Origin of the sequence: Streptomyces sp. UW30 (assembly GCF_008042075.1) — a bacterium.
Classification (GTDB): domain Bacteria; phylum Actinomycetota; class Actinomycetes; order Streptomycetales; family Streptomycetaceae; genus Streptomyces.
In genome coordinates this window covers 1,458,492-1,481,121 of record NZ_RDBN01000053.1, presented here as the reverse complement: position 1 = coordinate 1,481,121, position 22,630 = coordinate 1,458,492, and the positions used below count along the sequence as shown (strand labels likewise).

Genomic DNA, 22,630 nt, shown 5'->3' with positions numbered 1-22,630 from the left:
GCATCCCGACGTGATCCTGATGGACGTCCGCATGCCCGGCCTGGACGGCATCGAGGCCACCCGCCGCATCACCGCTTCCGGCGACCGCACCAGGGTGCTGATCCTCACCACCTTCGACCTCGATGAGCTGGGTGAGGTCGGTGAGGGTGGGTTGGGGGGCGAGTTCCGGGTGAGGTCCTCGGGGGTGTTCCTCGTCGCGTAGGACGTCCAGGAGGCGGCGTAGTTCGGCCAGGGCCTGGCGGCTGGTGGTGGCTATGGCGTGCAGGGCCTGGGTGGCGCGTTCCGGGGACTTGGCGGCCGCGTACTGGCCACCGTCGGCCAGGCCGGTGATGACGGAGAGGTTGTGGCCGATGATGTCGTGCATCTCGCGGGCGATGCGGGCTCGTTCGGCGGCGGCGGCGAGCTGGGCCTGCTGGTCGCGTTCGATCTCCAGACGGCGGGCGCGGTCCTCCAGGGCCTCGGTGTGGTCGCGGCGGGTGCGGACCGTGATGCCGACGGCGACCGCGACGGCGATGGACATGAGGACCGGGACGATGTCCTTGTCCGGGGTTCCCTGCGGGTGGCGGGCCGCCATCACGGCCACGGGCGCGGTGATCAGTGCCGTCGCCCACCAGAGGTTGCGAGGAGGGCGGCGCAGGGCGATGTGGAAGACGACGAGCAGTTGGAGCAGGACCGCTTGGAGGGCGGTGCCGGTCCAGGCGTTGACCAGGGCGAACGGTGCTATGGCCAGGAGCACCGCGCGGGGGTGGGTGCGTCGCAGGAGGAGCGGGAGGGAGAGGCCGAGGCTCAGGGTGAGGACCAGCCAGCCGGGGTTGTCGCGGTCGCGGGCCACGTTGAGCCAGCCGCCGCCGGAGTAGTCGATCAGGGCGGCCAGCACCCAGAAGCCGGTGAGGTGCAGGTCCCAGGCGAGCGGGCGGCGTCGGTCGAAGGCGCGCACGCGTCCACTGATGCGCTGGATGTGCTGGGTGAGAGGTTCCGTAGTCGCTCGCTCTTGCGTCACGTGGTCCATCGTGCGGGGTGCGGTGGTGGCCGGCACAGGACCCTGGGCAGGAATCCGGGTGAGCGATGTCGTACCCGGGTACTACGGTGGCGACCATGAGCACCACGAACCCCGGGGCCTACGTCATCCGTTCCATACGGGCCGACGAGTGGCCCGCCGCGAAGGAGTTGCGGCTCGCCGCGCTGCAGGATCCCATCGCGCCGCTCGCGTTTCTGGAGACCTACGACCAGGCCGCGGCCCGGCCCGACTCCTTCTGGCAGGAGCGGGCGGCCCAGGCCTGTGAGGGGGCCGACGGGGTGCAGCAGATCATCGCCGAAGGGCCGGACGGAGTCTGGGTCGGGACGTTGACCGTGCTGGTCGAGGAACCGGGCACGACCGACTGGGCCGGGTTCGCGGTGGAGCGGAAGCAGGGGCACCTCGTCGGCGTGTTCGTACGGCCCGAGGAGCGGGGGAGCGGGCTGACCGACGTGCTGTTCGACGCCGGCCTGGAGTGGGCGTGGTCGCGGGGCGCGGAGCGAGTGCGGCTCATCGTGCACGAGGAGAACGGGCGGGCGCAGCGGTTCTACCGGAAGGTGGGATTCGAGCCGAGTGGGGTGATCGTGCCGCTGGGTGAGGAGGGGGAGGACGCCGAGTTGGAGTTCGTCATCGAGCGGCCTTAGCGGCCTTAGCGGCCTAAGCGGCTGGGTCGGTGCTCGGCTCGCCTGCAGCGGGACTTCGCCTGCAGCGGGAGTTCGCCTACACCGGGAGTTCGTCGTGCGGCCAGCGGGAGCGGGCCTGTTCGCGGGACCGGAGCAGGGCCAGGGCCGGCATGCCCCGGTCCGCTCCGGTGGCCAGCAGCTCCGGCAGCTGGGGAAGCGGAGCCACGGCGGCGACGTCGTCCAGGACGAGCGTCAGTGGTGGGTCGAGGCGACCGGAGGATGACCGTTCGGCCATGCGCCGGCCGCGCTCGACCACGCTTGCGGCGAGGGCCGTCAACAGTGGCATGGCGCCCGGGTTGGCTCGGGGGTCCTCGATGGATTCACCCACCACATAAAGCGTGCCCCCTTCATCGACGAAGGAATCCAAGGTGAGGGCATCCGTTCGGTTGGGAGTGCAGGACTCCCGGATGTTGACCATGGACAGCGCGGCGAGCGCTCTCGTGGTCAACTCCTGGGCCATGTCGCGGCGTTCGGGGTGGGCCGTGAGGGCCGCTTCGAGTTCGCCGGCCGAGCCCGGTGCCGCCTTGGGGTTCGTGCGGAGGATGCGTACGGCGTCCTGGATCTGGGTGCCCTGGGACCAGCGGTGGACGTGGCGGATGGTGCGGCCGTCGATGGCGGCGGCGTGGAGGTAGCTGCGCAGGAGCGTTTCGGCCGTGTCGCTCACCGCCTGGTCGAGCCGGGAGGTGGGGCGGACCGGCGCCAGGAGTGCGGTTGCTCGCGAGACCGCTGTCTGCTTGTCCTCGCAGCCCGTGGTGGGGGTCCAGTGGAGGCGGGCCGGGGTGTCGCACAGGTGGGTGGGGTCGTAGAGGAGGACCGGGCCGAGTTTGCCGCGGGCGTCCTTCGTGTCCTGCCAGAGGGCCGGGTTCGAGGTGACGACGAGGGCGGGGCCCTCCGCGTCGTGGACCGCCTGGGTCGCGGTGGTCTGGCGGGTCTCTCTCGGGGCTACGAGGATCTTCTCCCGCCCGCCGGGCCGTGCGGTGACGGGCGGCGGGGTGTGGGCCACCGGCGGCGCCGTGGGCGCCGCCTCCTCGATGCGTTCCGTTGCCTCCGCGACCGTCGTCGGTGACCCGGCGTCAGGACGTGCCTCCAGCGGCCGGCTCAGACCGTCCCGGGCTCCCGTGGGCTCCGCTTCCCTCCGCGGTGCCGGCACCTCGTGCTGTACCGGCGCGGGCGGCGGCCCGGGGTCGGCGAGACGCGGATCTTCCTTGGCCCCCGCCTTCCCCACTCGCCGCCCCGCCCTGACCGCCCGCCACCGGGCCACCGTCCCCAGGACGAACACCGTCAGGACGACGAGGACCATCAACTGGCCGATGAACAGGCCCCAGAACAGGCCGTAGCCGGACAGTTGGCCGGGTGGTGTGTCCGGCCAGGCGGCCGGGATGTCGTGGGGCTCGGCGATCAGGGAGCGCATCGCGAGCGGTGTGCGCGTGAAGGTGACTCCGGACGGCCAGGCGCCGTGGGAGAACAGCGCCGCCAGTCCCGTCGCCGTCCAGACCAGCAGTGTCATGCCGAGGAGGAAGGCGAGCAAGCCGATCAGCAGGCCGTCGGGGATGCCCCCTTGGCTGTCCCGGTGGTCCTGGTGTCCGCGGCGGTCGTCCGGTCTCACGCTGCCCCCTACCTCTACGCCACCGTCGATTCGGAGTCGCCCAGGTGCTGCTCCACGAACGCCGCCGCCCGTTCCTCGGCCTCCAGCTCGGCGGCGCGCAGCGCGTCGTCGGCCAGGTCGCGGTCGGCGGACGACTCGGTCATCGCGCGGTCGGTGAAGACGAGGGGGCGTTCCGTCTCGGTGACCAGGTGTTTGACGACCTGGACGTTGCCGTTGACGTCCCACACCGCGATGCCGGGGGTGAGGCTGGGGATGATCTCCACCGCCCAGCGCGGGAGGCCCAGCACCAGGCCCGTCGACCTCGCCTCGTCGGCCTTCTGCGCGTAGATCGTCCTGGTCGACGCCATCTTCAGGATCGCGGCCGCTTCCTTCGCCGCCGCGCCGTCGACGACGTCCGACAGGTGGTGGACGACCGCCACGAAGGACAGGCCGAGCCGGCGGCCGAACTTCAGCAGCCGCTGGAACAGCTGGGCCACGAACGGGCTGTTGATGATGTGCCAGGCCTCCTCGACCAGGAAGATGCGCTTCTTCCGGTCGGGGCGGATCCAGGTGTGTTCCAGCCATACGCCGACGATCGCCATCAGGATCGGCATGGCGATGGAGTTGCGGTCGATGTGGGACAAATCGAACACAATGAGGGGCGCGTCCAGGTCGATGCCGACCGTCGTGGGGCCGTCGAACATGCCCCTGAGGTCACCGTCGACCAGACGGTCCAGGACCAGCGCCACGTCCAGGCCCCACGCCCGTACGTCGTCTATGGCGACGTTCATCGCCTCCGCCGACTCCGGCTCGGGGTGCCGTAGCTGCTCGACGATGTCGGTGAGGACGGGCTGGCGCTCGACGATGGTCTCGTTGACGTAGGCGTGCGCGACCTTCAGCGCGAAGCCGGAGCGCTCGTCGAGGCCGTGGCCCATCGCGACCTCGATGATCGTGCGCAGCAGGGCCAACTGGCCCGTCGTCGTGATCGCCGGGTCGAGGGGGTTGAGGCGGATGCCCATGTCCAGGGCCGCCATCGGGTCCAGACGGATGGGGGTTATCCCCAGCTCCTGCGCGATGAGGTTCCATTCGCCGACACCGTCCTCGCCCTGGGCGTCCAGGACGACGACCTGGCGGTCGCGGAAGCGCAGCTGGCGCAGGACGTACGTCTTCTCCAGGGCCGACTTGCCGTTGCCGGACTCGCCGAGGACCAGCCAGTGCGGGGCGGGGAGCTGCTGGCCGTAGAGCTGGAAGGGGTCGTAGATGTAGCCCTTCCCGGAGTACACCTCGCGGCCGATGATCACGCCCGAGTCGCCGAGCCCGGGGGCGGCGGTGGGGAGGTAGACCGCCTGGGCCTGGCCCGTGGACGTGCGCACCGGCAGCCGGGTCGTCTCGACCTTCCCGAAGAGGAAGGACGTGAAGGCGTCGGTGAGGACGGACAGCGGGTCCCGCATAGGTCCTACCTCCGAATGCCGGTGGCGAAGGGGAGCGTGTTGACGAATGCCCGGTGGTGCTCGCGATCGCACCACTCCAGCTTCAGATACGACTTTCCGGCCGACGCCCGGATGGTCCGCTTGTCGCGCGCCAGAGACTCGGGGGAGCGGGAGGAGACGGTGATGTAGCCGACCAGGTTGACGCCGGCCGCGCCGCTCGCGAGGTCCTCGCCGCGCTGGTCGAGACGAGTGTGGGCGGCGACGTCACGCGGGTCGACGGTGCGGTTCATCTTGGCGGCGCGGCTCGCTTCGGCCTCGTCGTTGGTCTTCTCGGTCAGCATGCGCTCGATGGCGACCTCGGTGGGTTCGAGGTCCATCGTGACGGCGACCGTGCGGATGACGTCCGGGGTGTGGACGAGCAGGGGCGCCAGGAAGTTGACGCCGACCGGGGTCATCGGCCACTCCTTGACCCAGGCCGTGGCGTGGCACCAGGGGGCGCGCGTGGAGGACTCCCGCGTCTTCGCCTGCAGGAACGTCGGCTCCATCGCGTCCAGCTCGGCCGGCCAGGCATTACGTTTCGTCATCGCCTGGATGTGGTCGATCGGGTGGTCCGGGTCGTACATGGAGTGGATGAGGGAGGCGAGCCGGCCCTGGCCGAGCGGCTGCCGCACACGGATGTCCGCCTCTTGCAGGCGCGAGCAGATGTCGGTCAGCTCGCGGGCCATGACGACCGCGAGTCCGGAGTCCCGGTCGACCTTGCCGCCGTGGGGACGGGCCGCGCGGGCCATCGCCAGGGCTTCCGCGGCCAGTTCACGGGTGAAGTGCATGCAGGCGACGAGGTAGGCGCGGTGCTGCTCGCTGCTCGTCGACACCATGGACTGGAGTTGGTCGTACGACTGCTGCAGCCAGGCCGGGGTCCGATCGTCGCCGCGCACGGCGACGTCCTTGGCGTGGGCGTCCGGGTCGGCCGGGAGGGTGCGGGCGAGCATCTGGAGGCGGGTGACGAAGCCGTCCCCGTTGGCGACGTGCTTCAGCAGGGTGCCGAAGCGGTCGACGAGGGCCTCCTGGTCCTCGGAGTCGCGCAGGCCGACGCCCGGGCCCTCGATCTCGATGGCGGCGGTGACCGTGCGGCGGTCGGCGTGCAGCAGTACGGCGATCTCGTCGGGTCCGAACGGGGCGGCGAGCCACGTGATGCGGCCGATGCCCGGCGGCGGACCGATCTCGACCTCACGTCCGTCGATGCGGGTGCCGGCTTCGACGACGCCGGAGCGGTAGGTCGTGCCCTGGCGCAGGCTGCGCTTGTAGCTGCGGTTGATCTCGAACCACTTGTAGAAGGTCCGGTGCTTGTACGGCACGTAGACCGCGGCCAGCGCGAGCATCGGGAAGCCGGTCAGCGCCGCGATGCGCAGGGACAGGACGGGGACGAGGAGTCCGCACATCATGCCGAGGAACGCGCCCACGATGATCAGCGCGATCTCGCCGGTCTCGCGGTTGCGTCCGACGATCGCGTTCGGCCGGGCGCGGCCGATCAGATATGTACGGCGGGGCGTGACCGGATGGGACACGTGGGACTGCGTCGTCAACGCCCGTCACCTCCTGAACGATTGCTGTTGCGGGTGTTGCTGGCGTGCGGGGTGTTCACCGGGCTGCTCGAACGGGGTGCGGGTGCGGCGGAGGGGACAGATCCGCCGCCTCCGTTCGAGGAGCGCGAGCTGTGCGCGGCGACGCCGCCGGAGGCGGGGTTCGAGGGGCGGGCGCCGGACTGGCCCGCACCGCCGTTGTTGTCCGCGCGGGAGCTGTGCGTCTTGATGCCCTGGGCGACGAGGGTCGCCGGGGAGCTGATCACGGCGGCGGCCTTGCCCTCGGCGCCGCGCATGATGCGGTTGTTGCGGGAGCCGGCGATCTCGTCGCCGAAGCCCGGGACGAAGCGGTAGATCATCGCGCTCGCGAAGATGGCGAGCAGGATGATGGCGAGGCCGGAGACCACGGCGGAGAAGGCGTCCGGGCCGTCGTCGGCGGACAGCGCGCCGGCCAGGCCGAGCACTATCACGATGACCGGCTTCACGAGGATGACGGCGATCATGATGCCGGCCCAGCGGCGGACGTGGCCCCAGAGGTTCTTGTCGACCAGGCCGGCGTAGACGACGGTGCCGAGGAGGGCGCCGACGTAGAGCAGGGCGGCGCGGATGACGAGCTCCAGCCAGAGGATGCCGGCGGCGAGGATGCTCACCAGGGAGACGACGATCAGCATGATTGGGCCGCCGCCGATGTCCTCGCCCTTTTCCAGGGCGGCGGCGAAGGTGCCGAAGAAGGTGTTCGTCTGGTTGCCGGTCGTCTTCGCGATGACGTCGGTGACGCCGTCGGTCGCCGATACGACCGTGTAGAGGATCAGGGGCGTGAACGCGGACGCGAGGACGGTGAGCCAGAGGAAGCCGATCGCTTCGCTGATGGCGGTGGTGAGGGGGACGCCCCTGACGGCTCGCTTGGCCACGGCCAGCAGCCACAGCAGGAGCGTGAGGATCGTGGACGCCGCGAAGACGACCGCGTACTGCTGGAGGAACTTGGCGTTCGTGAAGTCGACGTTCGCGGTCTCCTGCACGGCCTTGCTGAGCTGTTTGACGGTCCAGGAGGCGGCGTCGGCGCAGCCCTTGGCGAGGGAGGAGAGGGGGTCGAGGGTGGAGGTGGGGTCGGTGACGCTTGAGCGTCCGCCGGAGCCGCCGTTGTCTTTTTCGCAGTAGTCCTTGGCGGGGCCGCGAATCAGGTCGCAGGGGTCGTTGCTCGTCGAGGGCGTGGGTGAGGGGGTGGGTGCGGCGACCGCACGGGTGGCCAGGAGCACGGCGGTCGCCTGTACGGCGGCGAGGGCCCCGGCTACCTTGAGGAAGCGGTGGTTAGCGCGCATACGTGAACCCTCCGTACTCCTCAACGGCCTTCGTCATGTCGTCGGCCGTGGAGGCCTGCTGGTCCCGCCCGACCGGCACTGGTCCGTCCTTCTGCTGGAAGTCGGTGACCTTCCAGTCGTTACCCACCCACTTCAGCTCGTAGGTGGTGGTGTACCAGCTCTCGGCCACCGGGTTGGTCGAGCCTTCGCCGGACAGACCGAAGAGCGAGGTGTACCAGACCTCCACGGTGGCGGTACCGGTGCCGAACGACGTGGTCTTGGTGCCCACCGGGATGACTCGGGAGATGAACGTCTGGCCTGATGGCGCGGCACCGTCGTTGCCGAGGCCGATGTTCGCCAGGAACTTCTCACTGGCGTACGCGCTGTCCAGGTCCGCCTGCCGCTTTGCGGCTACATCGGGGGCGTAGACAGTGTTGACGATCTCGTGCCGTCTGTCCGTGTTGAACATGTCAGCCGACCCCAGCGCCACCGAGTAGTTGGCCGCCGCGCTCTGCGCCCCCTGCTCATCCCGCTTGAACCCTCCGGGGATCCCCGCGGCCTTCCCGTCCACCGGTCGTGTCCCCGTGGCCGCCGTCGTTGAGGATTTCGGCTGGTTTTCGTCCCTGTTCGGGGAAGCGGAGTCGTCTTCTCCACGGTTCGCGAAGGCGATCGCGGCGATGAGGAGGACCACCACGCCGACCACCGTGACCAGGCTCCGGGACGACGAACGGCCGCCCCGCCGCGCACCCCCGTACACGTCACCGCTGCTCTCCGGCAGCCGCGTACGGGTCTGACCGGTGCCTCCGTAACCGCCGGAGGGTTCCCGTTCGTCTCCGAGACTCATGCCGCGTACGCCCCCTCGACGTCGGACAGATACACGTTGGAGTACGACGGTAGCCGTGCTGGTTCCCGCGTGGGCGCGGTGTGGTGACTCGACATCAGGGAAACGCAACCTCAGCCGGTGAGCACGACGGGTGGGTGGGGGACTGTCGAGGGGGCGTACGCGGCATGAGTCTCGGAGACGAACGGGAACCCTCCGGCGGTTACGGAGGAGAGGGCGGGGGCTAGACCGCCATGCCGTACACGATGGTGAACAGCGTGCCCAGCGAGCCGATGATGAAGACACCCGTCAGACCGGCGATGATCAGACCCTTGCCCTGCTCGGCACTGAAGGTGTCACGCAACGCCGTGGCGCCGATGCGCTGTTTGGCCGCCCCCCAGATGGCGATGCCGAGGCAGAGCAGGATGGCCACCGCCATCACGACCTCGATCATCACCTTCGCCTCGTTGCCCAGGCTGCCGAAGGGGCCCCAGTCCGGAGCGATTCCGCCGATGATGGTGTTGATGTCGCCCTTGTCGGCCGCGAACAGCATGTAAGTCACCGCCCCTGTTGGGTAGTTCCGCGGTCCCCTGCGGTGCGCAGAGGTCAGGCCTCATTCTCGCCGACAATGGTGCCGTCGTATGTCGACTTGGCGTCATTGATGGGCGGGATTCGTACGAATAGCTCGTATGGTCACTCTGTGTATCACGGCAGGTCACGCCGGGCAACGAGGCCTGAGCGGAACCTGTCGTGTGGTTGCGTCGTTGGCCCTCTTCACGCCGGGTGCCGTTTCTGACGGCTGGCCGGGTGACGGTTCGTGCCGTTGTTCTCCGGGTGAAGGCTATCGCCGATACGCCAATGGGCCGCAGCTGGGTGCCCGCGGCCCGTTGCGGTTCAGGTCTGGTTACGGGCAGTCAGGTGAAGCCGGCCGGTCCTCCAGGGTGCCTCAGGAGACCGTTGCCGGGCTGCAGGGGCATTCCTCCGAATCAGACGGGACGGCCGCTTCGGCCATGGTGGACGAGGCGGGCCACGGCAGGGCGTTCGGACCGATTGAGACGCGAGGCGATGCGGGGAGGCCTGACGCTCCCGGCCGCCCCGATTCTGCTGCGCCGCGCGGAAGTGGCGTTGGCCGCCGTATCGTTCGCGCGTTCATCCGTAGGGTTCCCGGGACCTTTGAGTCGTCCTCCCGGCGAACTGCCCCGAGTGGAGGGGCGTTCGTAGACTGCCCGTGATCAATACATGCACCATCGATTCGCATCGATTCGCATCGATTCGCATTCCAGAGCAACGGGGGACGAAATGCTTCTCGAGGACGGCCCGATACGGCGCAAGTCCGAGGACATACGCAAGGCCAACAGCTCGGGCCGCGTCAAACGGGAGCTGACCGACGCGGCCGCCGCCGGCAAGGCGTACGGCGGGTGGGAGTCGGGACCGGCCAGCGACGACTGTGTACGCGCGTGGCAGATGCGCCTGCGTGAGCTCGGAGATCTCGTAGAGGACGCGGCCGAGGGACTGAACAAGGCCATGGACCGCGAGATCAGCACGGACCGGTCCATCGCCGACGAGATGCGCAGGGCTGCCCACCGGATGGAGGGTGGCGCCTGATGGCCATCACGGTCGAGGAGCTCAAGGCTGCCCGCCCTCAGCAGTGGCGGGACGCTGCCGACGACGCGCTCCGGTCGTCGAAGGAGTGCCAGGACATGGCCTCATACGCACGTGATGAGGTCGCCTCGACGCTGCAGAAGTGCTGGGTCAGCGACAGCGGCGAAGCCGCGCGCAGACGTTTCGTCAAGCACGCCGAGGATTTCGAGGCAGCTGCGACGGCACTCAAGGGGCTGATGCGGACATACGACACCCTCGCTGATGTGATCGAGGGTGCCAAGCAGGACCTCGAGAGTGCGCTCGACTACGCCAGCCGGTACGGCATCCATATCGACCCGAGCGGCCGGGCCACATGGAAGGAAGGCCGTGACGAGAGCGAGGGCGGTTCACTCCAGCACGCAGCGGACCTGGTCGGCGACGCCCTGCGCAAAGCCGAAGAGGCAGACACCGAGGCCGCGACGGAACTGCGCACCATTCGAGCCCTGACCGAGATCGAGGACCCCAAGCTGGTCTCGCAGGCTCTCGACGAGAACAGCCCGCTGGCCATCGCGCTGCGCCTCCAATATCTCGACGGGGTGCACCGCATCAACGTCTCGTCGGTTCAGATCGATGCGGTGAACCGGGCAGCAGCGGAGACGGGCATGAGCAAGAAGCTGCTGCTCGCCATCCTGTGGCAGGAACAGCAGTGGTGGCAGAACCACGACCGGGATCTGGAAGGCCCATTGCCGTGGTTCGGGGGATTCTTCGACTGGTCGCTCCGGGAGACGCTGAAGCCGGACAAGTCGCTGGGTATCACGCATATGAAGCTGGAGACGGTGCGGGAAACCCTTGACAGCCACAATGCGCGCTTCAAGACGGCCGACGGCAGATTTGTCTCCGAGCTGAGCGACAGTCAGCTCACGAAGTACATCGAGCAGAACCCGAACGAAGCCATCCGTTTGAGCGCGTTCCACCTCAAGGACCTGCGCGACAAGGACGAGTACGGAGCCGGTACGGACAAGCAGCTGTTCACGCTGTACGCGGCCGATACGCAGGACGTAAGGGAGAAGAACGAGACCTACGGGGACGACTCCGCGCATCGTGGCGGCGACATCAAGACCCGGGGCGAGAACTGGGATCGTGTCGAACTGCACATCGACGACACGCTGGCGTGGGACGCGCTGAGCGACAAGGAACGAGCCCAGGCCATCGATCAGATCGAGAGCCAGACCCCTGCGGGGCACAACGTGAGTCTTGACCCGATCTACGATACGGCCGGCATGGGCGGCGGCACGGGGACGGGCCGACCGGAACCCGGCACGCCGTCACCGAGCCCCAACCCGTCGCCGACTCCGCCCAAGGAGTAGTCCGTTGAAGCGCAGAATGCGATCTGTCGCCCTGATGTGTCTTTGCGCTCTCTTCCTGGCCGGATGCATTGATCTGGACGAGAGGACAGGTGAAGCGCCGCACAAGCCGATCCCGGACAGTGTCCCGAGGAAGCCGGTGTACGAGACCACTGACGACTTGGTCTTCGCCCTGGGGGACGCTGGAATCAGATGCCCCGTTCTGGGAAGGGGCCCCGACGGGACGGCGACGAGGTGCGGCGCCCAGGCGGCGACCGGGGAGCCGGTCGAACTCGAGCTCAATCTGGACACCCGCAGCCATCTGGGTACCGCACTCGCCCTGCGCCGCAACCCGCCTTACCAACACACCCTGGTAACCGCCGGCAACTGGTTCATCCGCGTCATGGACCCCGACTTCGCCCCCCGCGTGGCCAAGGCCCTGCATGCCGTCGTCCTCAAGCCGCTCGGCGAGACCGGCGCTCCTGACCGGCCCCCCTACGAGGATCAGCTCCCCGAGATCCCGGACCAGCCCGCCTACAAGAACCTCGACGCGTTGGCCGACAAGGTGGACGCGGCCGTGGGATGTACGGACCGGGACGATGACGACAACGACCCGGCGCTGAGCTGGCAGTTTCTGAACTGCACCACGGGCAGGGGAGGACAGCAGCGCCAAGACCACTGCGCCGACCTCGCCCTCTACGACGATGCGCGGTCGCGCGATGAGGGGCTCTGGTCGAAGATCACCGGTGGACAGACTCCCAAGGGCCTGGTTGCCGGCTCCAACTGGTCGGTAGCCCTGTGCGACGAGGCTCTGGTGGACGACGTGGTGAAGCGGGTGGGCGGGGTCGAAGTTCGGTGACTCACTGCCGGCCGCAGCCCGGGCCGGTCAGGGACGGCGAAGCCGCGGGCCGCCGTGCGGCAGCGTGACCAGGAGCCGGTCGACGAAAACCAGGCGTTGCTCGGGCCCGGCACCAACAGCCCGCCTTCGCGGGCCCAGGATCCCGTCACAACTCGCCCAACCCGTGCGGCCCTTCGCCCCTAACGGCCAAGGCGCCTGACATGATCGTCACCATGCGGATACACATCGCACCGGCCGGGGTGACCGACTTCCACCAGGTCCTGACTGATCATCCCCGTTACTGGGGCGAACGCGACCTTCGGTCGCTGCACCTTCTGGCACTGGTGCAGGAGTTCGGTTCCACCTGCTTGGTTGCCCGGGCCGAGGACGGAATCCGTGGGTACATCTTCGGGTTCGTCACCCCGGACGGCATCGGGTACGTGCATCTGATCGCCACGCGGGACGACGCTCGTGGCACCGGCCTCGGGCGTCGTCTGTATACGGCGTTCGCTGAAGCAGCGGAACGTCACGGTGCACGGCAGTTGAAGGCGATCACGTCAATCGAGAACACCGGCTCGATCGCCTTCCATCGCAGCCTCGGCTTCGACACGAAGACCGTCGACGACTACAACGGCCCCGGCCGGGCCATGGCCGTCTTCCACCGGGAACTGCCGCTCAACGTCTCATAGCCCTGACCAACCCGGCCGTCGAAGGTTCCCAGCCCGACTTCACCACGTGTCCAGCCTTGTTCCCGTGCAGCGTTCAAGAAGTCGACTCGGCCTCGTCGGCGGGCGGCAGGGGGTCGGCTACGAAGGTTCCCAGTCCGACCTCGCCCCGCGTCCAGCCCTGTTCCCGTACGTGTCGCATCGCCTTCGCTGCTGTCGCGTTCACCACGCCGAACTCCTGGGCGATTTCCAGCGTGGACGGCACGCGGCTTCCCGGCGGGTATGTGCCGTTCTTGATACGCCGGATGATCTCCGCTGCAATCTGCCGCCATAGCGGGCGCGTGCGATCAAGGTCCATGAGGTTAAGCGTGGGTGACCATGGCATTCCGTGCATCCGTGGTTATCTACGGTTATCCACGGGTACTATGAATCCGCAGACAGAGCGGCCCCGACGGGAAGCGGCTACTTCCTCGCCGGGGCCTGAGCCGACTGAAATGGAGTCGACCTATGCGCACCCTACTGGCCGCAATCCTGAGCTTCTTCCTCCCTGCCCGCGGAGTGCACCGTGCTGACGCGGCACCGCCCAGCACCCCCTGTCCACCCCTTCCCGCCTGCACGTCGGCCAGCCCCTCAAGAAAGCTGCCGGGCCGCGCGACGACGAACGCCTCCTTGCCGGTAGCGGAGTCGACGCCGATGCTGCGGGGACGCCACGTGCCGCTCATACGGCGGCCTCCCAAGGGAAGTAGTCCCGCCCCTGAACCCGCCCCCGGAGGACTCCAGCTCCCTCCTCCTGGACGACCAGCTCTGCTTCGCGCTCTACGCCGCCTCCCGCGCCGTGACCGCGCGCTACCGCCCCCTGCTCGACGAACTGGGCCTGACCTACCCGCMGTACCTGTTCGATCTGGGGCCGGCCGAGGGGCGCAAGGTCGTCGACGAGGTGCAGTCCGGGGAGATCGCCAAGCCGGACGTCGATGAGGAGTGGGTCAGCGTGCCTGGTGGGCCGACCGGTGAGGTCAGGGTCCGGGTCGTTCGGCCGGCCGGGTCTACCGGGACGCTCCCCGTGATCATCTACATCCACGGCGCGGGCTGGGTCTTCGGCAACGCTCACACCCACGACCGGCTCGTGCGGGAGCTCGCCGTCGGCACCGGCGCCGCGGTCGTCTTCCCCGAGTACGACCTCTCGCCCGAGGCCCGCTACCCGGTCGCGATCGAGCAGAACTACGCCGTGGCCCAGTGGGTCGTCCGCGAGGGCGCGGACAATGACCTGGACGCCGGGCGGATCGCCGTGGCCGGTGACTCGGTGGGCGGGAACATGACGGCCGCGCTGACGCTGATGGCCAAGGAACGCGGCGATGTGCCGCTGGTGCAGCAGGTGCTCTTCTACCCGGTGACCGACGCCTCGTTCGACACCGGCTCATACCGGCAGTTCGCCGAGGGGTACTTCCTGCGGCGGGACGCCATGACGTGGTTCTGGGACCAGTACGCGAGCGACGAGGCGGAGCGGGCGCAGATCACCGCGAGTCCGCTGCGCGCTACGGCCGAGCAGCTGACGGGGCTTCCGGCGGCGCTTGTCATCACCGCCGAGGCCGATGTGCTGCGGGACGAGGGGGAGGCGTATGCGAACAAGCTGCGGGAGGCCGGGGTGCCGGTGACCGCGGTGCGGTATCAGGGCATCATCCACGACTTCGTGATGCTGAACGCGTTGCGGGGGACGCGGGCCGCGGAGGGCGCCATCGGGCAGGCGGTGAGTGCGTTGCGGGGTGCGTTCGGGGTGTGAGCGTCAGCGCCGTAGGGGGTGCTGGTCGTCGGGCTGCTGTCGGTCCGTTGTGGCTGGTCGCGCAGTTCCCCGCGCCCCTGATGGCGTTGCCGCCGGCGGGGTTGCTACGGGCTCGATGGTGACCGTCAGCGGGGCTTCAGGCCGTGCAGCAGGTGGTGGACCAGGCCGTCGACGCCGGCCAGGGCCGCTTCGGAGGTCAGCATGCCGCTGCTGATGAAGCCGGCCATGCCCTGCAGGGCGGCGCCCGTGACGAGGTTGAGCTGCTCGGGGTCGCCCTCGATGATCTCGCCGCGCTTCTGGGCGTCCGCGACGATCCCTTCGAGGCTGCCGACCGTCCGCTCGACGGCGGTGACCATCTGCTCCGAGGCGTCCGGGTCGTGCTTGCGGGCGTACATGAGCTCCAGGAGCTCGGCGTTGTCGATGGCGAAGCCGAGGTAGGTGCGGGCGAGTGCGGTGAGCCGGGGTTCCAGTGGGAGGGCCGGGTCGTCGGCGGCGTCCAGGGCGCGGCTGAGCCGCTCGAACCCGGCCACGGCCAGGGCGTTGAGCAGGGCCTGCTTGTCCTTGAAGTGCCGGCCCGGGGCGGCGTGGCTGACGCCCACCTCGCGGGCCAGTTCTCGCAGGGAGAGGGAGGCGACGCCCTTCTCGCGCAGGGTGCGTTCCGCTGCGGCGAGCAGGGCGGCGCGCAGGTCTCCGTGGTGATAGGGGCGGCTCTCGGGCATGCGGACCATCGTAGCTCCATGTAGTCGGCGCCATCATTGTTGGCGTCGTCACCATTGTTGTCATTGACAGCATTGTTGGCGGCGCCTACATTCGTTTGCATGGCTGACAACACGAAGAGCAAGAGCACGAGCAAGAGCACGAGCAAGACATGGGATGCGAGCCGGATTCCCGATCTGAGCGGGCGCACGGCCGTCGTCACCGGGGCCAACAGCGGCATCGGACTCACTGCCGCCGCGGCGCTGGCCCGCGCGGGTGCGCACGTCGTCCTCGCCGTACGGGACCTTGAGCGGGGCCGGGTAGCGGCGGCGACGGTGACCGGCAGCACCGAGGTGCGGCGCCTTGACCTGGCGGATCTGTCGTCCGTGCGGGAGTTCGCGGACGCCTGGCAGGGGCGGCCCGTGGATCTGCTGATCAACAACGCAGGCGTGATGATGCTGCCGGAGCAGCGGACGGCGGACGGCTTCGAGATGCAGTTCGGCACGAACCACCTCGGTCACTTCGCGCTGACGAACCTGCTGCTGCCGTATGTCACGGACCGGGTGGTGACGTTGGCGTCCGGCGCGCACCGTCTGTTCGACGCGCGGATCCGCTTCGAGGACCTGGACTTCACGTCCGGCTACAACCCGAACCGTGCGTACGCCCAGTCGAAGCTGGCGAATCTGCTGTTCACGCTGGAGCTTCAGCGGCGGCTTGCGCAGGCCGGTTCCCCGGTGCGCGCCCTGGCGGCCCACCCGGGCTATGCGGCCACCAACCTCCAGAGCCACGCGGGGAACCCGGTGGCGCGTGGGTTCATGAAGATCGGCAACCGGTTCCTCGCCCAGGACGACAAGGCGGGCGCGCTGCCGACGCTGTACGCCGCCACGCAGGACCTTCCCGGCGCGAGCTATGTCGGGCCCGACGGGCGCGGCGAGATGCGGGGCGGTCCGACGCTGGTCGGGCGGAGCGCTGCTGCCAGTGACCCGGACGTGGCGCGGCGGTTGTGGACGGTTTCGGAGGAACTGACGGGAGTGAGCTGGCCGTTGGGGGCCGGTGAGCGGGTGGCGGCGCAGCGCTGACGCGCGCCCTGCCGCCGCCCCCCGCCCCGCACCTCAGCGTCCCGGCCGATCGGTCCGCGATACGGCTACGACGGCCATCCGGTCCGAGGCGCGTCTCCGAGGCGCGTCTCCGGCGCACGTCTCCGAGGCACGTCTCCGGGTTACGACTCCGGCTGAGTGACCGTCAGAGCCCAGCGGACGACGTCCGACGACGCGTCGACGCCGATCACGAAGGAGCCGGGGCGGACCACGCCGGCGTCCATCGTCACCGAGCCCACGCCGGCCTCCCCGGCCGGGCAGTCGACGGAGAACGCGGCGACCTCCGTCTCCTGCGACATCGTCACCCGTACGTCGCCGCCCCCTTCGCACGCCACCGTCAGCACGGTCGGCAGCCCCTCCCACGCCCCGCCGGACGCCACACCGCCGTCCCCCGTGCGCTCCTCCACCCACACCAGGCCGTCCGGGCCGGGATGCGGCAGCAGGACATCGGTCGACGCGGCGGCGGGACCCGCCGCCACGCCGGTCAGCGCACCGGTCACGAGTGCCGTCACGGCCAGAGCGCGGCTGGTTCGTCTCACGATCGTTCCCCCTGAAGTCGGCTTGCTCATCGGCCAGTTGGCCGGTCGCCGCACAGTCTGCCGGGTCGGACGACCTTGTGCCTGAGTTCTCGTACTCAGGGGTAGGCAGTACCGCGGAGGTGATCGCTCGATGTCGATGCCGATGTCGGTGCCCAGCCTGCTCGGCGTGTTCGCGCACCCCGACGACGAGGCGCTGTTCTCGGGCGGCGTCCTCGCCCGGCACGCGGCCGCCGGCGCGCGCACCGCGGTCGTGACGGCGACCTGGACCCCGGACACCCGGCGCGGCGCCGAACTCGCCGAGGCGCTGCGGATCCTGGGCGCCGGCGAACCGAGGATGCTCGGCTATGCCGACGACCGGGTGCCGCATTCCGCCCCGGGCAGCCCGCGGCTGTGCGCCGCTCCACTGGACGAGGCGGTCGGCCGGCTGGTCGCCCACATACGGCGGTTCCGTCCGCGGATCGTCATCACCCACGACGCCTACGGCGGCCTGACCGGTCACCCCGACCATGTGCACACCCACCGCCTGACCACGCTCGCAGTCCAGGCGGCCGGGCTCGAACGGCTCTACCCGGACGCCGGCGCCCCCTGGCAGCCGAGCGCCCTCTACCTGGCCACGCACCCGCACTCGGCCCTGGACGCGCTCGGCGAACTGGCCCGCGCGGGCAAGGGCATGAACACGGTCCCGGACGAGCGGGTCACCGCCACCGTCGATGTGAGCCCCTGGCTGGAGCGGAAGTGGGCCGCCGTCCTGGCCCATCGCACCGAGGTGGAGCGGGGAGCCGTACCGGGACTGCTCGCCGGTTTCCCGCGGGCCGTGCGGGAACGGATCCTGTCCACCGAGTGGTACATCCGGCAGGACACGGTCTCCCGTGGGTCGGGTCAGACCGAACTGACCGTGTGAACCGAACTGACCGTGTGAGTGGGAGGCGCTACCCGGCCGGGAGCGTGTCCCGCAGGGCCTTCGCGGTGCCGGCCGGGTCGTAGCCGTCGGGGACGCCCTCGACGAGGATGATGTCGCCCTCGATGTGCCGTGCGCGCAGGGGCGCGATCTCCCGGTAGGCGGGCGAGTCCCACCAGGCCCGGGCCTCCACCGTCCCTGGGAAGCCGATCACCACGACGTGCCCGGGCCAGCTGCCCTCCTTCGTCTCGTGCGGCGTGGCGTGCACCAGGAAGCGCCCGCCGTACGGCTCGAAGGTGGCGGTGATGCGCTCGATGTACTCGGCGATCTCCGGGTGCGGGGCGGCGTCCCGGAGGTGGCCGATGACGTAGGCGGGCATGGTGTCCTCCCCTGTCGGTGGGGCTCGTCCTGTCGGTGGGGCTCGCCCTGTAGGTAGGGCTCGATCCCTCTGCCGACGATCGTGGCAGGGGGGCCGGACGGAGGCGATGACCCGAGAGGTAATGCCCCGGTGGCGAGGCCCGGGAGAAGGGTGGCCGGCCGGCGTCTGACGCTTCTCTCACCTTCGTCCGCCACAGTGACCCCCGATGCCCCGGACACAGCACACCTCGCGCCTGCCCCTGTACGCCGTCGCCGCCCTGCTCGCCGTGCCGTCCGCCGCCGCCGCGCCCGGCGCCGGTACGGGACCCATCGGCGTGACCGTCACCGCCGCGGCGACGGCGCGGAGCGCGCGGGTCGGTGCCCTGTTCGTGGCCGGCCGGCGCGACCGTCTGCGCGGTGGCCACTTCTGCACCGCGTCCGTGGTGCACAGCCCCCGGCACGACCTCATCGTCACGGCCGCCCACTGCCTGGACGGAAAGCGCGAGGAGCTCGTGTTCGCGCCCGGGTACCGGGACGGCGTGGCGCCGTACGGGGTGTGGACGGTCGAGAAGTGGTTCCTGTCGGACGGGTGGGTCGAAGGGCGGGACGAGGACAGTGACGTGGCGTTCGCGGTGGTCGAGCGCCGGGGCGGGAAGGGGGTCGAGGACGCCGTCGGCGGGAATCGGTTCGCCGCGGGTACGGTCCCCGGGGCGACCGCCGTGACCATGACGGCCTACCTCAACTCACGGGAGACGCCGGTCAGTTGCGCCGACAAGCCCCGCCTTCACCACCGTACGCAACAACGCGTCGCCTGCCCCGGCTTCGGCGGCGGGTCGAGCGGGAGTCCGTGGGTGGACGGGGAGGGGCAGGTCGTGGGTGTGCTCGGCGGGCACGACAACGGCGGGCACTCGGCCAATGTGTCGTACAGCGTGGTGTTCGGGGGCGAGGCGAAGGCCCTGTACGGCGAGAGTGCCGGTTGCGACGAGTCCCATGTGGGAAGCTCCTAGACTGGCGCGGGCGGACTCCCGGTGGGCGAGGGGCGGTTGACGGTGCGTAAGGCATGGATCGTGGCGGGTGCCGCTGTCGCGGTGGGGCTCAGCTTCGTGATGCTGCTCGTCGTCGGGGTCTACATCGTCGCCGGGAACCTCGCCGGAGGGGTGGGCGGGGCGTCCAAGGCGCTGGCCAAGGGGGCCGTGCCGGCCGCCTACGCGGACATCGTGCGCAAGTGGGGAAACCTGTGCCCGGCCATCAACCCCGCGCTGCTCGCCGCCCAGCTGTACCAGGAGAGCGGGTTCAACCCGAAGGCCCAGAGCGCGGCGGCCGCGCAGGGCATCGCGCAGTTCATCCCGGGGACGTGGGCCACGCACGGGATCGACGGGGACGGTGACGGCGACCGTGACGTATGGGATCCGAAGGACGCGATTCCGTCGGCCGCGTCGTACGACTGCAAGCTCGCCTCGTATGTGAAGGACGTACCCGGCGACGCGACGAAGAACATGCTCGCGTCCTACAACGCCGGGGCGTACGCGGTCATCAAGTACGGGGGCGTGCCGCCGTACAAGGAGACCCAGAACTACGTGAAGATCATTACGACGCTGGAGGAGAGCTTCGCCGCGCCGGTCAGCCGGGTGGATCCCAGCAAGCAGGCCGCCGGCGCCATCTACTACGCGCAGAAGAAGCTGGGCACGCCCTACCTGTGGGGCGGCGAGGGTTCGGCGGCGGACGGCGGTCGGTTCGACTGCTCGGGGCTGACGCAGGCCGCCTACGACACGGTCGGGATCACGCTGCCGCGCGTCGCCAACGACCAGTGGAACGCGGGGCCGCATCCGGACAGGGACGAGCTGCTGCCCGGGGATCTGGTGTTCTTCTCCGACGACCTCGGCAACTCCCGGGCCATCCGGCATGTCGGGATTTATGTGGGCGGCGGGTACATGATCGATGCGCCGAGAACGGGTGCTGTGATCCGGTTCGACCCGATCGACACCCCGGACTACTTCGGTGCCACCCGGGTGACCGAAGATGGCGCGAAGGCGCTGCCCACGACGGTGTAGACGCAGCGTGAACCCACCCCCTGAGCTGCGGCGATGGGTCTCTCTTCGATAACGTCTGAGTGATCATTCAGTGGAGTGTGGAACGTATTAACGGGGGCCGTGCGTTCCTGGTTCGTAGCCGGATCTACAACCACGGGGGTGGTGGGCGGAACGGCGTACGCAAGATGCGCCAAGAGACGATGAAGGGGCCGCGGCATCATGGCTGGACTCGCAGAATCCGGGTCGAACCCCGACGTCGATCTGCTCTTCGACATCAATGGCCTGGCCAAGGACGCGCCGCGGTGGTTCGACCGGGTCATGGGGTACGTCGGTGAGTACGGGCTGCTGCTCGCTCTGATCCTGCTCGTGGTGTGGTGCTGGTGGTCCGTGCGGCGGCGCGGCGACGACGATGCCGCCTCGTCGGTGGCCGCGCTCGTGTGGGCGCCGCTGGCCGCCGCGATCGCCGTGCTCGTGAACGTGCCGATACGGGGGTTCGTCGAGCGGCCCCGCCCCTTCAACGATCACCAAGGGCTCGAAGTCCTGGTGACCGGCAAGACGGACTACTCCTTCGTGAGTGATCACGCGACGATCGCCATGGCCCTGGGCGTCGGGCTGTTCGTCGCGAACCGGAAGTTCGGGCTCCTCGGCATCGGGCTGGCGCTGCTCGAAGGGTTCTGCCGGGTCTACATGGGCGTGCACTACCCGACGGACGTCATCGGCGGGTTCGCGCTCGGCACGGCCGTCGCGCTGCTGCTGTCGCCGCCGGCCATGGCCCTGCTGACGCCGGTCATGTCCGCTGTCGAGCGGTCGCCGCGGGGCGGGTGGCTGATCAAGTCCCGAGGGCGGTCCCGGGAGGACGAGCAGGAAGCGCTGATTCCGGGGGCTCGGAAGGAGAGCACGGGCGCCGAGGAGCGGGATCTGGCGGCCTAGGAGTGACCGGCGTTCACCGAGTCACAGCGCCTGCGGATACGTGAAGAAGCCCTCCGGGTCGTACTGCTTCTTCAGCCTCGTCAGACGGCTCGCCGCGTCCCCGTAGTACGCCTTGCGCCAGTCGCGCAGCGCCGGGTCGGGGTAGTTCTGGTACGCGGCGCCCGAGGCGTGGGGGCGCATCGCGTTGTGGGCCGACGTCAGCCACGCCTGGGCCGTTGAGCCCGATGCGCCGGCGCCCCACGAGGCTATGTACTGGGCCAGCATGCGGGAGCGGCGGTGCACGAAGGCCGTCGCCGTGGGGGAGACGCGGTTGACTGCGCCGCCGAGGGCCGTGAGGGCGATGCTGCCGGCGCCGCCGCGGACCGACTGCATCTGCTTGAGCAGTGTCTGGATACCCGCCGCCGAGATCGAACGGTCGAAGAAGTCCGACTTCGCCGTGTATGTCTCGCGGCCCAGGGCGCCCTGCGGGGAGCGGCCGGGGGTCGAGCCGGGGAGGTGGCACTGCGCGTCGGTGCTGAAGGACGAGCAGCCGGCGTAGATCTCCATCGCCTCCTCGTACGAGTGGCGCTTGAGGGAGACGCTGCTCGCGGGGCCCGGGCCGCCGGGGCGGTCGGCCAGGCTGTCCACCGCGTTCTGGAGTTCGCGGTACGTGCCCAGGGAGAACGCGGCGACGGAGATGGTCGGGGCGCCGCCCGCGCGGCAGGCCAGGTGCAGGGACGACCAGATCTCGTCGGGCTGGCTCGGGCCCCACTCCTGGAACGACTTGATCAGCGCGGCCGCCTTCGACCAGGGCCAGGTCATGTACGCCGTGACGCCCTGGGGGGCGGGGTGGGTCTTGAAGTGCAGTTCCGTCACGACGCCGAAGTTGCCGTTGCCGGCGCCGCGCAGGGCCCAGAACAGGTCCTTGTTCGTGGTGGCGTTGGCGACGAGCTGCTTGCCGTCTGCGGTGACGATCGTGGCCTGGGTCAGGCTGTCGCAGGTCAGGCCGTATGCGCGGGAGGTCACGCCCTGGCCGCCGCCGAGGGTGAGGCCGGAGACGCCGACGGTGGGGCAGGAGCCGGCGGGGATGGTGGTGCCCTTTGCCGCCAGGGCCCGGTAGACGTCTATGAGCTTGGAACCGGCGCCTACGACTGCGGAGTTGCCGGTGGCTCGGATGCGGTTGAGCTTGGAGACGTCGATGATCAGGCGGCTGTTGCCGGAGGACCAGCCTGCGTAGGAGTGGCCGCCGTTGCGTATCGCGACCTTGAGGTGGTGGGCGCGGGCGTAGGCGAGGGTGGTGCGGATGTCGTCGGGGTGGGCGACGTAGGCGACCGCGGCGGGCTTCAGGGTGTCGAAGCGGGTGTTGTAGAGCTGGTGGGCCGACTTCCAGTCGGCGTCGCCCGGGCGGATGAGGCGGCCGTCGAGGTCTCGGGCGACGCCGACTGGAAGTCGGCCCACCAGCTCTACAACACCCGCTTCGACACCCTGA

At 69.6% G+C, this 22,630-nt stretch carries 23 protein-coding genes and 1 pseudogene; 12 read left to right on the top strand and 12 right to left on the bottom strand.

Annotated features, from left to right (window positions below):
* Positions 1-19 precede the first annotated feature (19 nt).
* A complete protein-coding gene (locus EAO75_RS48390; protein WP_315987687.1) occupies positions 20-202 on the top strand; it encodes a hypothetical protein in 183 nt (60 codons plus the stop codon).
* Here the strand turns inward: EAO75_RS48390 and EAO75_RS41155 are convergent.
* Positions 119-1,009 (bottom strand): annotated as a pseudogene (locus EAO75_RS41155) (histidine kinase dimerization/phosphoacceptor domain-containing protein); the annotation flags it as partial. The gene EAO75_RS48390 and the pseudogene EAO75_RS41155 overlap by 84 nt on opposite strands.
* Before the next feature lie 86 nt (positions 1,010-1,095).
* Here EAO75_RS41155 and EAO75_RS41150 point away from each other — a divergent pair.
* On the top strand, positions 1,096-1,659 hold the full coding sequence (locus EAO75_RS41150; protein ID WP_148000144.1) for a GNAT family N-acetyltransferase: 564 nt from the start codon (positions 1,096-1,098) through the stop codon (positions 1,657-1,659).
* 76 nt (positions 1,660-1,735) lie between these two features.
* Here the strand turns inward: EAO75_RS41150 and EAO75_RS41145 are convergent, their stop codons facing one another.
* The 6 genes from EAO75_RS41145 to EAO75_RS41120 form a co-directional block, all read right to left on the bottom strand.
* Entirely contained in the window at positions 1,736-3,304 is a 1,569-nt protein-coding gene (locus EAO75_RS41145) for a TraM recognition domain-containing protein (RefSeq protein WP_148000143.1), read from the bottom strand.
* 14 nt (positions 3,305-3,318) lie between these two features.
* Positions 3,319-4,734 (bottom strand): ATP-binding protein, encoded by a 1,416-nt coding sequence (locus EAO75_RS41140; protein WP_148000142.1) that lies wholly within the window; start codon positions 4,732-4,734, stop codon positions 3,319-3,321.
* 5 nt (positions 4,735-4,739) lie between these two features.
* Entirely contained in the window at positions 4,740-6,296 is a 1,557-nt protein-coding gene (locus EAO75_RS41135; RefSeq protein ID WP_148000141.1) for an SCO6880 family protein, read from the bottom strand.
* On the bottom strand, positions 6,293-7,612 hold the full coding sequence (locus EAO75_RS41130; protein WP_148000140.1) for a hypothetical protein: 1,320 nt from the start codon (positions 7,610-7,612) through the stop codon (positions 6,293-6,295). The genes EAO75_RS41135 and EAO75_RS41130 overlap by 4 nt, the downstream gene beginning before the upstream one ends.
* Positions 7,602-8,435, bottom strand: coding sequence for a hypothetical protein (locus EAO75_RS41125; RefSeq protein ID WP_148000139.1), 834 nt, complete (start codon positions 8,433-8,435; stop codon positions 7,602-7,604). The genes EAO75_RS41130 and EAO75_RS41125 overlap by 11 nt, the downstream gene beginning before the upstream one ends.
* Positions 8,436-8,655: 220 nt before the next feature.
* The gene (locus tag EAO75_RS41120; RefSeq protein ID WP_003991275.1) at positions 8,656-8,964 is read right to left on the bottom strand and encodes a hypothetical protein; all 309 of its coding nucleotides are present in this window, start codon (positions 8,962-8,964) and stop codon (positions 8,656-8,658) included.
* A 746-nt stretch (positions 8,965-9,710) separates the two neighbouring features.
* Here EAO75_RS41120 and EAO75_RS41115 point away from each other — a divergent pair.
* The 4 genes from EAO75_RS41115 to EAO75_RS41095 all read left to right on the top strand — a co-directional run bounded on the left by EAO75_RS41115 (position 9,711) and on the right by EAO75_RS41095 (position 12,862).
* Positions 9,711-10,016 (top strand): hypothetical protein, encoded by a 306-nt coding sequence (locus EAO75_RS41115; protein ID WP_148000138.1) that lies wholly within the window; start codon positions 9,711-9,713, stop codon positions 10,014-10,016.
* A complete protein-coding gene (locus EAO75_RS41110) occupies positions 10,016-11,359 on the top strand; it encodes a hypothetical protein (RefSeq protein WP_148000137.1) in 1,344 nt (447 codons plus the stop codon). The genes EAO75_RS41115 and EAO75_RS41110 overlap by 1 nt, the downstream gene beginning before the upstream one ends.
* Positions 11,360-11,363: 4 nt before the next feature.
* Positions 11,364-12,194, top strand: a complete 831-nt coding sequence (locus EAO75_RS41105) for a hypothetical protein (RefSeq protein ID WP_187284781.1) — start codon at positions 11,364-11,366, stop codon at positions 12,192-12,194.
* Between the two features lie 200 nt (positions 12,195-12,394).
* Positions 12,395-12,862: a GNAT family N-acetyltransferase gene (locus EAO75_RS41095; protein ID WP_148000135.1), complete on the top strand. Its 468-nt coding sequence runs from the start codon at positions 12,395-12,397 to the stop codon at positions 12,860-12,862.
* Positions 12,863-12,935: 73 nt separating this feature from the next.
* Here EAO75_RS41095 and EAO75_RS41090 read toward each other — a convergent pair whose 3' ends face one another.
* Positions 12,936-13,196: a GntR family transcriptional regulator gene (locus EAO75_RS41090; protein ID WP_148000134.1), complete on the bottom strand. Its 261-nt coding sequence runs from the start codon at positions 13,194-13,196 to the stop codon at positions 12,936-12,938.
* Between the two features lie 477 nt (positions 13,197-13,673).
* On the opposite strand from EAO75_RS41090, the gene EAO75_RS41085 reads away from it, so the two are divergent.
* Positions 13,674-14,615, top strand: coding sequence for an alpha/beta hydrolase (locus tag EAO75_RS41085; RefSeq protein WP_148000133.1), 942 nt, complete (start codon positions 13,674-13,676; stop codon positions 14,613-14,615).
* 125 nt (positions 14,616-14,740) lie between these two features.
* Here EAO75_RS41085 and EAO75_RS41080 read toward each other — a convergent pair whose 3' ends face one another.
* Positions 14,741-15,343 (bottom strand): TetR/AcrR family transcriptional regulator, encoded by a 603-nt coding sequence (locus tag EAO75_RS41080; RefSeq protein WP_148000132.1) that lies wholly within the window; start codon positions 15,341-15,343, stop codon positions 14,741-14,743.
* 90 nt (positions 15,344-15,433) lie between these two features.
* Here EAO75_RS41080 and EAO75_RS41075 point away from each other — a divergent pair, with 90 nt between their 5' ends.
* Positions 15,434-16,390 carry an oxidoreductase gene (locus tag EAO75_RS41075; RefSeq protein ID WP_148000131.1) on the top strand — a complete coding sequence of 319 codons (957 nt, stop codon included), beginning with the start codon at positions 15,434-15,436 and terminating at the stop codon, positions 16,388-16,390.
* Positions 16,391-16,530: 140 nt separating this feature from the next.
* Here EAO75_RS41075 and EAO75_RS41070 read toward each other — a convergent pair whose 3' ends face one another.
* On the bottom strand, positions 16,531-16,947 hold the full coding sequence (locus EAO75_RS41070) for a hypothetical protein (RefSeq protein WP_261989625.1): 417 nt from the start codon (positions 16,945-16,947) through the stop codon (positions 16,531-16,533).
* A 142-nt stretch (positions 16,948-17,089) separates the two neighbouring features.
* Here EAO75_RS41070 and EAO75_RS41065 point away from each other — a divergent pair, with 142 nt between their 5' ends.
* Positions 17,090-17,848 carry a PIG-L family deacetylase gene (locus EAO75_RS41065; protein ID WP_148000583.1) on the top strand — a complete coding sequence of 253 codons (759 nt, stop codon included), beginning with the start codon at positions 17,090-17,092 and terminating at the stop codon, positions 17,846-17,848.
* A gap of 28 nt (positions 17,849-17,876) precedes the next feature.
* Here the strand turns inward: EAO75_RS41065 and EAO75_RS41060 are convergent, their stop codons facing one another.
* Positions 17,877-18,224, bottom strand: a complete 348-nt coding sequence (locus EAO75_RS41060; RefSeq protein WP_148000130.1) for a DUF1330 domain-containing protein — start codon at positions 18,222-18,224, stop codon at positions 17,877-17,879.
* A 205-nt stretch (positions 18,225-18,429) separates the two neighbouring features.
* Here EAO75_RS41060 and EAO75_RS41055 point away from each other — a divergent pair, with 205 nt between their 5' ends.
* From EAO75_RS41055 to EAO75_RS41045, 3 genes are all read left to right on the top strand, one after another.
* Positions 18,430-19,209, top strand: a complete 780-nt coding sequence (locus tag EAO75_RS41055; protein WP_148000129.1) for a trypsin-like serine peptidase — start codon at positions 18,430-18,432, stop codon at positions 19,207-19,209.
* A gap of 36 nt (positions 19,210-19,245) precedes the next feature.
* Positions 19,246-20,253, top strand: coding sequence for an NlpC/P60 family protein (locus tag EAO75_RS41050; protein WP_315987679.1), 1,008 nt, complete (start codon positions 19,246-19,248; stop codon positions 20,251-20,253).
* A gap of 198 nt (positions 20,254-20,451) precedes the next feature.
* Positions 20,452-21,162, top strand: coding sequence for a phosphatase PAP2 family protein (locus EAO75_RS41045; protein ID WP_148000127.1), 711 nt, complete (start codon positions 20,452-20,454; stop codon positions 21,160-21,162).
* A gap of 21 nt (positions 21,163-21,183) precedes the next feature.
* Here EAO75_RS41045 and EAO75_RS41040 read toward each other — a convergent pair.
* Positions 21,184-22,630: FAD-binding oxidoreductase (locus tag EAO75_RS41040; RefSeq protein ID WP_148000582.1), on the bottom strand; the 1,447-nt coding region annotated here is incomplete at its 5' end.